Below are 12,605 nucleotides of genomic sequence, written 5' to 3'. Positions count from 1 at the left end.
ATGATTTCACCTAACGTCTTGTGTTCACGACGCCCGACGAAGTCGGGTGTGTCCGGCTGATTCCACTTCTCCGATTTATCAACTGCCGGACCGAGGAGCGAAGGCGACGATGCTTGAACATGGTGTTATCAGATGTTGGGGCCTTCTTCGAGTTACATACAAAATCCTTTATTCGTTTATAGTACTTGTTTTTCTAATTGATGATCTTCGATTAATTCTATATTTTTCTTAGTTTTTACATACGCTTTTATTTCATTCTTAATGTTTGGAAATAGTATAATTGCATCTAACTCATCTATCGGAATCCACTTTATAGCGGATTGATGCGGGTCTGGTCTGTTAGGTAACTTTGGAATTGAATTCACTTCTAATTTACATTCAAATATAAGATGCAATCCATGCGGATCATGACTACTATATTCTCCTGATTGTTTATGTGGTGCCATTTCATATGTTAAAGCAAGTGATCCTACAGTAACTTTGGCATTGGTTTCTTCTAGAACTTCTCTGGCAACTCCTTCTTTAATCGTTTCCCCTGGTTCTAATCCTCCGCCAGGAAGGTTGTAGTGAACTCCATTATCATTATATTCAACGAGCAACACACAATCTTTCTCTATAATTAATCCTGTACATCTAACTCTAACGTGTGGCAAAAGTATTCCTTCTTTCATTTGTTTTTTATATCTTTTCACTTTATAGACCTTGCCCCAATTTCTGATAACGTTCGTGCATTCACGAACCCTCACTGCCTTAAGTGACCGAAGGGAACGGCCGCGACGCGGTTAGGCAGTGCAGGGTTGTCCGCCTGATTCACTTCCTCGAAAAACTTCGGGCGGACCAAGGGACGAAAGTCCCGCAGTGTGAATGTTGTGTTATACGACGGTCTCTCTTCTTTGAAATCTCCCTCAGATGTCTTTGATTATCTTGTACTTATATGCTTTACGTTACTTACTGAACTAGAATCTAACTGTAATAATAATTGCAACAATCCATCTGGCACTAATTTGATTTCTTCATTTCCTATAAAGTCCTCGACAGGTTTCCAAATAGCTTTATACCTTTCAGTTCCTTCTTTCCCCTCGATCTCATTCTTATCGTAAAACGTTCTATCCAATAATTCAGCTTCGTATATAAAATCTACTTCGTGACCAAGCTGATTAAGATAGGTAAATAGATTTTCTATAACAAATAGCAGCCGTGGCTCTGTTATTTCAGCATTAATTTCTTCCTTTACCTCTCTAATTACGGCTAATTTGCTACTTTCGCCGTATTCCACAGTCCCCCCTATAGGTCTGTAGAATGTTTTATTTACAGCACTATCATAAGTCTCTTCAACTAATATTAAATCGTTTTTTCTAATTAGACATAGGGATACCGTTCGTATTTTCATTTTTCATCCTCCCTACATCATCGAATTTGCTCACAAATACATGTTTAAGAGACTGTCGTATAACGTTTTGGATTCACGAATCTGAGAGGCATAAGTAGCTTGGACGATTAGCGAAGCGATCGTCACGCCGGGTCGCCAGACTTAGCCTCGCAGGGTTGTCCGGCTGACTCCGCTTCCTCGCTTCTTCACTCCTGCCGGACCAAGGGCGAATGCCCGCCGCGTGAATGTTGTGTTATCTGATGCCTGGGCCTTCCTTGATCAACCCACAAACTCATCTCTTATTATTGAATACATTTTTAAATCCTGATAATCATTCTTTGCCCATATATGTTTTCTTAAGATGCCTTCTAGTTTCATCCCAGTTTTCTCCATCACTCTTGCAGATCCAATGTTATTCTTGATGCATCGAGCCTCTATTCTAACTAATTCAAGCTTTTTAAAACCAAATTCAATGATCTTATGTATGACTTCTGTCATAATGCCTTGATTCCAATATTCTTTAGATAATACATATCCCAATTCAGCTCGTCGATTCTTGTTATCCCATGACACAAAACTGCAACTGCCGATTATCTTACTGGTTTCTTTCAGTTCAATTCCCCATGGACCAACTTTCTGTGTCTCATAGCGCTGATGTACAAAATCAATAAATGCTTTGGTATCCTCTATACTTTGGTGCACATCCCATACGGTATATTCGGAAACCTCAGGATTAGTACAGTAACTAGCAATGTCTTCAAGATCTGAATATGTAATTGGTCTTAATATGGTTCTGCTAGAATTCAGTACTGGAAATGGTTCAAATCGCTCTTCGATCTTCATTGCATCAACCTCCTTAGCTTAATCAGATTTTGCCTAGGTTTCAGATAACTCCCATATTTATGTACGGCCGAAATGTCTCTAGTTAGGTGGTATTTGCGTAGTTGTTCATGAATCCTTCTAAAAACGACTGGTTTGCGTTGTTCTGTCACTCTCCATCAAGTATCCCATCTAACGGGCTCCGAATCCTGCGGACATCCTTAATGCTAACATGAGTATAACGCTCCGTTGTTTTGCTGCTCTGATGGCCCAACAGCTCCTGGATGTAGCGAAGATCTGTGCCGTTTTCTAGCAGGTGCGTGGCAAACGAATGCCGAAGCGAATGTACACTGACCCGCTTCTCAATTCCAGCTTGGATGCGACATTGCTCGAATACCTTTTGAACACTTCGTTCTGTAAGATGCCGCCGCTGATCCTGGCCTGGGAACAACCACTCCCCTTTGGGCCATGCTTCCATGTATTCCCGGACGACACGGCTCGCTGCCGCTGACAGCACACTGATTCGATCCTTGCGGCCTTTCCCTTGACGAATGCGAATCGTACGGCGTTCAAAATCGATGTCGATCAAGCGCAGTCGGACCACCTCACTTACTCGTAACCCTGCTGAATATAACAAATATAGCAGCGATTGATGCTTAAGATTGGTTGCGGTCTTCAATAACGCCATTACCTCACGCGCAGAAAGCACATTGGGAAGCTTATGCTCCTTTTTGGGCCGAACAAAGGCAGTATTCTCACCCTCTCTTTTCACATGCCTCATATAAAACTTCAAAGCACTGATTGCCTGATTCACGAACGCATGCGATCGTCCCCTCTCCAATAAATGCAAAGAATACGCTTGTACATCTGGCTTGTACCTCTCTTGTGTTGAGGCGTTTCGGCGTTCATTGCAAAAAACATGATATCGCCGGACATGGCCAAGATAAGCTCGAATCGTCTTCGCACTGTATCCGCGGAGTGTTAATTGCCTCGACAGCTGATGCAGTAATTCTCCGACATCAGTTTCTGCACAGTAGGACTCATCACTACTTGTAGTGTTGATGCTTCTTTTCAGTGATCGTTCGAGCATCTCATGTAGATAAGGACTCTCTGCAAGTAGTACTGGATCAACATGAATCGCATCTGCCCTCATCTGAAGAAGATCCCACAGGTTACCCAGACTGCTGATCGTATAAGGGATCGCCCACAACCGCTGGTCCGGCAGCCATTTGCGTTTCGGAATTGATTTGATAGCTTCGATGTCCTCAGCCTTGAACTGGTTTAGACGGATGGTGACAAAATGCTCATTTTGCTTTTGAATCCATACCTCCAAAGTACACCCCTCCATTATACCAAATTTATCTAAATAAAATAATAAAAAAGAGACTCTCCACCTGCTTCCAGCAGGCTTTGAATCTCCGATGCTTTCGGATTAGCAAAAACCTCCTTCGTCATTCCTGGAATCTCAGGCTGGACAAAGGAGGTCAGTATTGAACCATTATGTATAGAAGATGCCAATTAGTGCAAACCTCTGTGATAGATATGGTGCCGAGGACGGGGGTCGAACCCGTACGATGGTCACCCATCGCAGGATTTTAAGTCCTGTGCGTCTGCCAATTCCGCCACCCCGGCATGGTGCGTAAAGGTTCACAGCATGGTGGGCCCTGAGGGACTCGAACCCCCGACCAATCGGTTATGAGCCGACCGCTCTAACCAACTGAGCTAAGGGCCCTAGTATAGGGGATTCCATCATGCAAGCAAGGTTGGTTGCGGGGGCAGGATTTGAACCTGCGGCCTTCGGGTTATGAGCCCGACGAGCTACCGAGCTGCTCCACCCCGCGATGTTACCCATTTGGTGACCATTTACGAATGGCGACAAGATATAATATACTATAGCCTGCAAGAGAAAGTCAACCATTTTTTGACGATTCCTGACCTTGAATATGACCTGGTGAATCTTTTCCCGGATCACGGTAGATAACGCACGCCATATCGGCCCCGGCGCGACCGAAAGATCTCAACCTCGCGGGGACTCTCATAGCCGTAGATCCACCAGTCATTCTCCATCCGCTGCACCAGACAGCTCGCCTGAAATTTGGTCTCATACAATCGTACCCAGTAGATCCACCTCACCGGTCATCCCTCCAGCAAATGTTAGTTCTAGCCTGCCCATTCTTCACAAAAAACTTCCATCTTGGGCATACTTGACTTAACGGCTGCAAACACAGCCCAGACTTAAGGAGGCCACGCTGCATCATGTACATTGGATTGGTCATCTTCCCCTCGCGCACCGTACAGGACTTCGCCAATAGCTGGCGCAAACGGCTGGACCCCCGCTATAGTGCGATCCAGCCGCATCTGACGCTTCGCTCGGGCCTGGAAGTCGATGAAGAAGCTTTGGCTGCAATCACCACCCATCTGGAACAGGAGACAGCCGTCCAGCCAGCCTTTACGATCCGGTACAATCGCGCTTCGACTTTCTACCCGGTCAGTCAAGTGATCTACCTTGCACTGGAGGATCCAAGACCCGTCATCGCCCTATATGGCGCGTTATGCACCGGCCCGCTGGCTGAGCCTTCGCAGCCCTATGTCTATACACCTCACGTAACTCTCGGGCAAGAGCTGTCCCCTGATGAGCTGCACGATGTGCACGCCAGCATCCGGCAGGAAGCCATCGATTTCACGGACCGCGTAGACCGGATTCACCTGCTCTACCAGACTGCCAACGGCTCCTGGACTGCCTACCAGTCCTTTCTGCTGCGCGGATAGTACCAGCCCCGACCTTAAGGCCAAGCCGTCGTTTCAACCGCCCGCCTGCACACAGAAAACCCGCTATTCCCTGCAGGGAAACAGCGGGTTTCTTCACATTTCGAGTTGCCGCATGCGCAAATCTTAACCTGCCGGCAGCGCTTGCGCCTCTCCACCTTCTGTACTGCCGTCCGCACTTCCTTCCGTACCGCCAATCGACGCATCGGGATTGGCTTTCATCTGCTGCAGCAGCGCGTCGCCTTGGGTTTCCCACTCGGCGAGCGCCTCCTGCACCGATTTCTTGCCTTCGACGACCTCTTGGAACAACGGCTGGCCCAGCGACTGGACTTCATAGATGTTCGGGTACTTGCGGTACGCCAGCTCCATCTCGAGCGACATCGGCTGCGAAGGCTCCATGGAGTAGAACGCGGCCAGGTTGTAATCCATGCCGTCGCGCGGCTTCAGGAACTGCTGGCGCGAGACCATCTCGTTGACACTGCGGGATCTGAGCTTGGCCCAGGCTTCGCTGTTAACGAACTTGATGTATTCCCATGCATCGTCCGGATTCTGGGCTTTAGCATTGATACCCATCAAAGCGCTCAGGTGAATGTTGCTGCCTACGCCAGGCTTCTCCGGATGCTCCGGTACTGTGACGACATCCCAATCGATCATCTCGAAGCCGTCTACATTGCCTTCACTCTGTTGCGCTCGCTTCAATTCATTGAGATAGTAGTAATCACCGATCATCATCGCCACTTTGCCGCTGACGAATGGATCATGTTCGAAGGGATTGTACGGGCGGTCCCCCATCATGCCCATGCCGCTTTGCATCTCCATCATATTCGGAACGATCTTGTCGATGTGCAGCCCGCTGATCGTCCCCCAGGCGTTGGCCCACTGATCGGAGTTGACGAGCATCTTCTCGACCTTCTCGTCGAAGATCCGCAGCTGCAGCGGTTCCACATAGGTCTGCAGATCCCAGAAGCCGTCGCCGCTCCAGCGGTTCATCATAAAACCGTATTTGCGGTCCTCGCCTTCACCGCTCGTCACCAGGCGCGCTTTGTTGATCACATCCGGCCATTGCATGCCGTCTGTAGGAGGCTCGACTCCGGCATCGCTGAACATTTTTTTGTTGTAATAGAGGGCGGAAGAGATAAAGGTCGGCGTCAAAGCGTAGATACTGCCGTCTCCTGCCGTCTTGATTCCGTTGATCACCGTCGGCACATAATCTTCGACACTGAATCCGTCTTCCTGCATAAGCGGGTCAAGCTGCTTGAGCGAGTTGTCCTGCACGAGACGGCGAAGCATATTGAACTCCGTGACGACGACGTCGACAGGGTTGTCGCCGTTCAGCATCTTCTGCATTTCTTCGTACGGATCAGGCTGCTCGTTCTGTTGATCCGGCGTCATAAAACGCATATTGTTGTAATCGATTGCCGGTACAATCTGAATTTCGATATTGGTATTGTTGAATTCGAACATATCCGTATACTGCTGGCGGAACCACGGTTCATTTTCTTCTCCGCCGTAGAGCACGCCGATCCGCAGTACGCGATTCTCCGCCCCCGTGCCGCCGCCATCCCCTGTACAAGCCGCCAGCAGCGGCACCATCAAGGCCACTGACAGGCCAGTGAACATCCATTTGCGCCATGGTTGTTGTCCCATATTTCTTTACCCCTCCAATGATTTTGGTGCTCGAATAATGATTTTCTCTCCATCAAACTCCATAGACGCTTTATCATTGATGTTCAGTTGAGTTAGATAATCCTTGGGGATCTGGAGTCTGCCGACGCGATCGACGACGACGTACTCCTCATGTACGCCCTGCAGGCCCAGCTTGCCCCAGCCCTGGCTCTCCGACGCTTGGTCGAGATTGGGATTGCGTTTGATAAACTCCGTGCTCGTCAGACCGTCGCGGATCGCGACGACCCGGTCTACCTTGCCGGCCAGCGACAGATCGTGGGTGACGATGACGACCGTTACCCCGATCTCGCGGTTCATCCGGCGGAAAATATCCATGATCAGATCGGAGGTCCGGCTATCGACGGACCCCGTCGGTTCATCGGCCAGCAGCAGCTGCGGCCGGTTCGACAGCGAGATGGCGATCGCCACCCGCTGCTGTTCGCCGCCGGAGAGCTGATGCAGCTTGTTGTACATCCGCTCCTTCAGCCCCACCCACTCGAGCAGCTGCTTGGCATAGGCGCGGTCGAGCTTGCCGGAGAGCATCATCGGCATCTCGACATTCTCGAGCGCAGTCAGGTACGGCAGCAGATTGCGGGCATTATTCTGCCAGATGAAGCCAACAGTGTCGCGCTTGTAATGCACCAGCTGATCGTCGGTAATCTTGAGCAGATCCCACTCGCCGACCTTGACCGTGCCTGCCGACGGGCGGTCAAGACCGCCCAGCGTGTTCAACAGTGTCGACTTGCCGCTTCCACTGTTGCCGATGATCGCCATCAGCTCTCCCCTGCGGACGGTCAGGTTGAGCCCCTGGAGGGCTACGACCTCCAGCTCATCCGTCTTGTAGATTTTGACAAGACCCTCGCAGTGGATCATCGCCGATTGTTCGGTTGTCGTCTCTCTCATCGTTCTTCTCCCATCTTCACAGCCTGATGTACGCGCAATCTGCGGATCTGCAGGAACAGCATCGCTGCACCCAGCAGCATCATGAACCCGACTACGACATACAATGACAGTGTATCATTGTTGTCAAAGACGACACGGAACGGCGGCACCGACTCGGCGACATTGCCGGTCGTCTGCAGGAACGGCAGGAACAGCATGCTCGTCACCTTGCCGATCACGATCCCGAGGCCGATCGACAGCCCGGCTGTGAAGAACTGCTCCAGCAGCATCATCCCGGTCAGCTGTTTGCGCGAGAGGCCCATCGCCCGCAGGATGCCGAACTGCACGACACGCCCCGAAAGGTTGAAGAACCAGAACAGGATATAGCCTGCCAACGACACCAGGATCGAGACCAGGAAGCCGAGCGAGAGGATGCCGAATACACCGCCTCGTGTCGGATGCTTGGACTGGGCTGCCAGTTCGATCCTCACATCCTCGACCGACGCCAGCTCCACGCCCTGCTCCTGCAGGGAGAGGATGATCGGTGTCGTCAGCGCGCCGTCTTGCATCTTGAGCCAGACCTCGTAAGGGATCATCGGTACTTGGTCATAGATATAATCGATATTGGCAATCACGAACGGCGATTCGTCCGGGTACTGGCTGGGCCAGTAGGGCAGGATGCCGACGACGACAAATTCGATCATCCCATCGGGCAGACCGGCTGATATCCGGTCGCCTTCCTTGAGCTGATATTTGCTGGCCACGCTGCTCGGGATGATCGCCGCACTCTCGTCGTAGATGCCCAGTGCATTGAGATAATGGAACGGATGCACAGGGAACAGGTCGTTGCGGAACCAGGCCACCTTGGCGAAATCATCGTTGTTGATGCCCATCAGCGTGCCTTGACCAATCGAGCGTCCGGAGACGACAATGTTGGCTTTGGCCTGCAGCACCCGCGCTGCCGCCTCCACGCCATCCAGCTGACGGAAGATCTCGAAAGGCGGTTCATTATAAATAATCTTGGTCGGCATCGGCTGCGAACCGCCGCCTCCAGGCCCTCCCGGATTGCCGCCCCCGCCGCCGGGATTGCCACCTCCTCCACCGCCGCCGCCGGGGTTACCGCCGGAGCCGCCTCCACCTCCACCGCCGGATGACGGTGGCGGCAGCTCGGCCTCGCCTTCCCACACGGTCTGTACGACAACATCGGTGCCATATTTGTACAACGTCCGTTCCGTCGAATTGAGATCGATCGTCCGCGCCGCAGAAGCGTTGTAGACGCCCAGACCCAGTGTCAGGATCAGCAGGATCATCAGCGGATAGTAGGACTTCGACGAACGCGACAGCTGCGTCAGCGTCAGATAGAGCGGCACCGGCAGGAACCGGCGGCCGAGCAAGCCGAACAGCTTCAGCAGCCACGGGAACAGACGCAGGAAGAACAGTCCCAGCGCGAAGATCGAGATCGCCGGGACGAAGAACAGGAACGGCTGCACATTGAGCTGGTCTGTCGTCAGTCCGGTCTGGAATGTAATCATCTGCCGCTCCTGGAACAGGTACCAGCCGTAGCCGGCGACACCGAGCAGCAGCACATCCAGATACCAGCGCTGCCAGACCGGACCGCGGTCCGAGCGGGCCAGCTGCTGCTTGTAGCCGACGATCGAAGCCCTTGCATAGATGATCGCCGGGATAACCGTGGCCAGGATGGCGAGCAGGACGGCTGCCGAGCCGGCAATGATCGCTTCAGTCGAGAAGCCTACCGGGATCGACCTGCGGTCCACGAATTCGAGGAACCCGTTGGCCGAGCCGATGCTCTTGGCCATGAACCAGCCGATCACCGGCCCAGCCGCCAGTGCAATCGCCCCCAGCAGTAGACTCTCGACCAAGTAGATGCCGACGATCTGCCGCGTCCCGGCCCCCCTGCTCCGCAGCACGGCTATGTCGCTGCGCTGCTTGTCGAGCGCCTGTCTGGCATTCATCGCGATGAAGTAGAACACCATAGCAATCATCGGCGCCGCGAGCGTGAAGAGCATCGTCTGCAGCTGCAGACTCTGCTGCTTGAACTGCTCCAGCGTAGAAGCAAAGGAGATCTCCACCCGGGTGTTCTCCAGCTTCTGATAGAGCTCGATATTGAGCCGCTCCAACGTCCGGCTGAGCGGAGCCAGCTGACTCGTCTGGATATCCCGCAGATCAAAGGCGTAATACCAGTTGCCGGTATGCAGCGGGATGCCATGCTCCTGCATCAGGCGTTCCTTGAAGGCAGCTTCGCTGATGTGCAAGGCGCCCATCAGTCCCTCTAAGCCTTGATACCAATAGGGATCCGTCTCGTCAAGCGGCTGATAGGCACCGACGATCTTCACCTTCAACCTCAGGTTCAGCCCGCCGTATACGGGGTATTCGAATACATCGCCGATATGCATGTCGCCTCGATAGAGGGCTTCCTCCATCACCATGGCCTCGATCTCGTCGCCGGAGCCGGCAGCATCGACATACCAGCGGCCCTGCATCAGCTCCGCCTTCTCCTGCAGACCCGACATCGTCAGCAACGACATCTGCCGGACCCGGCTGGCGTCGACCTTGGTCGGGTCCTCTGGGACGATCTCGGAGCTGCGGAGCGACAAGGTCTGGACAAAGGTAGGATATTCGAAGCCGATCAACTCCGGTACCTCTTCGTGTATGTAGGTAGTCAGATCGGTGAGCCGCTCCGAATCCGTCTGCACGCCGCCGGATGCCTGATAGCGCATCAGCAGCGAGCCGGCCGGCAGACCGGTACTGTTGTCTTGCAGCGTCTGGGCGACGACCCGCTTGAGGGCGCCGTCCGCGTACATCGGGATGCTGGTGGCGAAGGCCACCGCAATGATCAGACCGATCAACGTGCTGGCGGTCAGCCAGCGGTTGTTCCACATCTTGCGGAACAAAAAGCGGAACATCGGGATTCCCATCGATTATCGACCTACGACTTTCTGTCCCGGCGTCAAGCCTTCGAGGATCTCGACTTGTGTCGAGGTCTGCTGACCGACACCCACATCGACCTCGCGCCTGCCCTGCTCGTCAACCACTTGCACATAGGTCCGCGAGCCGAGCGTCCGCAGCGCGGCGATCGGGATGACGACAGCATTCTCCTTGCGCTGCGTGACGATCCTGGCGGACAGCGGCGTGCCGCGGTTCAGATCGGCCGGCATGCCCTCAAGCGCGATGATAACATAGTTCTCCGGCACGTCCGGCTTGTTCTCGCCGCCATCCGGCGGGTTGCCGCCTCCGCCGCCCGCACCTTCTTCGGCAGTCGCCACCGGCAGCTGCTTGATCTTACCGGAGAACTGTCCGGCGTTGTTGATATCGACGGTCACCGGCATGCCTTCCGCGACCTTCGGCAGGTCTGTTTTGCTGAGGTTTACCGTTACGACCAGGTTGGCCGTATCGGCGATGATGCAGATCGGCTCGTACGCCTTCACCAGGTCTCCCTTCTTGGCCGTCAAGGAGACGACCGTACCACCGAGCGGCGCGGTCAGCTCAGCCTTGCCGATCTCCTCTTGCAGATCCGCCAGCTCCTGACGGGCTTCTTCAAAAGCGATCGAAGCCTGCTCGAACTCTACCGGCTCCATCTCGTCCCGTTTGCGCAGCGTCTCCTTCATCTGGATCTCGTGCGTGCGAAAAGCCAACTGCTTCTTCCGGAGATCCTTGACCATATCGTCGACGTCGAGCTCGCCGATCACCTGTCCGGCAGCCACCTTGTCGCCGACCTTGATATGGAGCTCCTTGAGCCGCTTCCCGTCCTGCGTAAAGTACACTCTCTCCTCGCGTGTCGACATCAGCTTGCCGATGCCCTGCACCGTCGTCTCCAGCGTGGTCGTCGTCACTTCATATTCCGGCTTCTTGGAGATCTGCGGCGGCGTAATCGTCGGCAGCTCCTCCTCCAGCTCTTCATCGGGCAGCAGCGCGCAGCCGCTGCTCATGATGAGCGACGCACTTATGACGAGGGCCAGCGCGGGTTTGTACCATTTGCTGCGATAGCGCTTTTGTGTATCCAGGTCGTCCTTCTCCCTTTATGTAAGATAAGTTCAAACAAATCGTCCGTCGACCATCTCGTAGACATGATCGGCTACTTCCAGGATCGTCGGATCATGCGTCGTCATGCAGATCGTCACCTTCTCGGACTGGATAATGTGCTGGAACACAGCCATGATCTGCGCCGACATCTGCGAATCCAACTCGGCTGTCGGCTCATCCGCCAGCAGCAGCTTGGGCCGATGCGCGATCGACTTGGCGATCGCCACCCGCTGCTGCTCCCCGCCCGAAAGCTCGAACGGACGGTGATGCATCCGCTTGCCGAGTCCTACCATATCCAGCACTTCTGTCACCCGCTGCTTCCACTGGCCTCGCGGCACACGCGCCATCCGCAGTGAGAGCTCGACATTCTCATACGCCGAGAGCATCGGCATGAGCGCGTAAGCCTGGAAGATAAATCCCATATCCCGCCTGCGCACAGCCGTCCGCTTATTGTCGCTCAGACGGTGAAACGGCTGCTCGTCAAACCAGATCTCCCCTTTGGTCGGCTGGTCCAAGCCGCCGATCAGGTTCAGCAGCGTCGTCTTGCCAGAGCCGGAACGGCCGCGCAGCATGACAAGCTTCCTTCGTTCGAGCTTCGCATCGATGCCTTTGAGCACATGCAGCGGTCCCCCGGCCACCTGGAATACCCGCTCCACACCAGTGACGCTCAGCAGCGGCCCGGCTGGTACAGCCTCCTGCTCTGAAACAGTATCCGGGATAACAATATGTTCCTCCCCTGCCAGCTCTGGAGTTCCTTGTTCAGCCGTTTCCACAGGCGCGGTTTCATCAATTTCCGCCGCCTTTGCCGCTTCGGCAGAGGGGCTCTTTTTTCGCAGCCACGCCATCGCTTGTTATGCTCCTCCTCCCTGTAACCATGCACTACAAGGTTTTATTATATTGTATAGACGATAACCAAAGATTAAAAGTTACATATTTTTCTCATTTTTAAATCCTTAATTTTTCTTAAAGGTTCTCAAACATCTCACTTAATGCATTTCCAATCCTAGAAACCGTATCCATCCGTCCCATAACATAAAAACAACCCCACCGGACCTCCTTCCTG

General features: G+C 53.3%; 11 protein-coding genes and 3 tRNA genes. 1 reads left to right on the top strand and 13 read right to left on the bottom strand.

Annotated features, from left to right (window positions below; translation table 11 throughout):
- Window positions 1–176: 176 nt before the first annotated feature.
- The 8 genes from ABC336_RS27910 to ABC336_RS27875 all read right to left on the bottom strand — a co-directional run bounded on the left by ABC336_RS27910 (window position 177) and on the right by ABC336_RS27875 (window position 4,321).
- A complete protein-coding gene (locus ABC336_RS27910) occupies window positions 177–692 on the bottom strand; it encodes an NUDIX domain-containing protein (protein ID WP_413241775.1) in 516 nt (171 codons plus the stop codon).
- Window positions 693–919: 227 nt separating this feature from the next.
- Window positions 920–1,390 (bottom strand): NUDIX hydrolase, encoded by a 471-nt coding sequence (locus ABC336_RS27905; protein WP_413241774.1) that lies wholly within the window; start codon window positions 1,388–1,390, stop codon window positions 920–922.
- 258 nt (window positions 1,391–1,648) lie between these two features.
- A complete protein-coding gene (locus ABC336_RS27900; RefSeq protein ID WP_413241773.1) occupies window positions 1,649–2,212 on the bottom strand; it encodes a GNAT family N-acetyltransferase in 564 nt (187 codons plus the stop codon).
- A gap of 145 nt (window positions 2,213–2,357) precedes the next feature.
- The gene (gene xerA, locus ABC336_RS27895; protein WP_413241772.1) at window positions 2,358–3,521 is read right to left on the bottom strand and encodes a site-specific tyrosine recombinase/integron integrase; all 1,164 of its coding nucleotides are present in this window, start codon (window positions 3,519–3,521) and stop codon (window positions 2,358–2,360) included.
- Window positions 3,522–3,731: 210 nt separating this feature from the next.
- Window positions 3,732–3,820, bottom strand: a tRNA-Leu gene (locus ABC336_RS27890).
- A gap of 23 nt (window positions 3,821–3,843) precedes the next feature.
- A tRNA-Ile gene (locus tag ABC336_RS27885) sits at window positions 3,844–3,920 on the bottom strand.
- A gap of 32 nt (window positions 3,921–3,952) precedes the next feature.
- Window positions 3,953–4,029 (bottom strand) — tRNA-Met (locus tag ABC336_RS27880).
- A gap of 127 nt (window positions 4,030–4,156) precedes the next feature.
- Window positions 4,157–4,321 (bottom strand): hypothetical protein, encoded by a 165-nt coding sequence (locus ABC336_RS27875; RefSeq protein ID WP_413241771.1) that lies wholly within the window; start codon window positions 4,319–4,321, stop codon window positions 4,157–4,159.
- Between the two features lie 123 nt (window positions 4,322–4,444).
- Between ABC336_RS27875 and ABC336_RS27870 the strand changes: the two genes are divergently transcribed.
- Window positions 4,445–4,957, top strand: a complete 513-nt coding sequence (locus tag ABC336_RS27870) for a 2'-5' RNA ligase family protein (RefSeq protein ID WP_413241770.1) — start codon at window positions 4,445–4,447, stop codon at window positions 4,955–4,957.
- Window positions 4,958–5,080: 123 nt separating this feature from the next.
- Here the strand turns inward: ABC336_RS27870 and ABC336_RS27865 are convergent, their stop codons facing one another.
- The 5 genes from ABC336_RS27865 to ABC336_RS27845 all read right to left on the bottom strand — a co-directional run bounded on the left by ABC336_RS27865 (window position 5,081) and on the right by ABC336_RS27845 (window position 12,387).
- Window positions 5,081–6,601, bottom strand: a complete 1,521-nt coding sequence (locus tag ABC336_RS27865; RefSeq protein ID WP_413241769.1) for an ABC transporter substrate-binding protein — start codon at window positions 6,599–6,601, stop codon at window positions 5,081–5,083.
- Window positions 6,602–6,607: 6 nt separating this feature from the next.
- Window positions 6,608–7,492 carry an ABC transporter ATP-binding protein gene (locus tag ABC336_RS27860; protein WP_413242626.1) on the bottom strand — a complete coding sequence of 295 codons (885 nt, stop codon included), beginning with the start codon at window positions 7,490–7,492 and terminating at the stop codon, window positions 6,608–6,610.
- Window positions 7,493–7,518: 26 nt separating this feature from the next.
- Window positions 7,519–10,437 carry an ABC transporter permease gene (locus ABC336_RS27855; RefSeq protein ID WP_413241768.1) on the bottom strand — a complete coding sequence of 973 codons (2,919 nt, stop codon included), beginning with the start codon at window positions 10,435–10,437 and terminating at the stop codon, window positions 7,519–7,521.
- 3 nt (window positions 10,438–10,440) lie between these two features.
- Entirely contained in the window at window positions 10,441–11,448 is a 1,008-nt protein-coding gene (locus ABC336_RS27850) for an efflux RND transporter periplasmic adaptor subunit (RefSeq protein WP_413241767.1), read from the bottom strand.
- A gap of 105 nt (window positions 11,449–11,553) precedes the next feature.
- Window positions 11,554–12,387: an ABC transporter ATP-binding protein gene (locus tag ABC336_RS27845; protein ID WP_413241766.1), complete on the bottom strand. Its 834-nt coding sequence runs from the start codon at window positions 12,385–12,387 to the stop codon at window positions 11,554–11,556.
- Window positions 12,388–12,605 lie beyond the last annotated feature (218 nt).

This window comes from Paenibacillus jepli (assembly GCF_047238105.1).
GTDB lineage: Bacteria > Bacillota > Bacilli > Paenibacillales > Paenibacillaceae > Paenibacillus_D.
The sequence above is the reverse complement of the archived record's forward strand: the minus strand, read 5'-3'. Positions and strand labels throughout refer to the sequence as shown.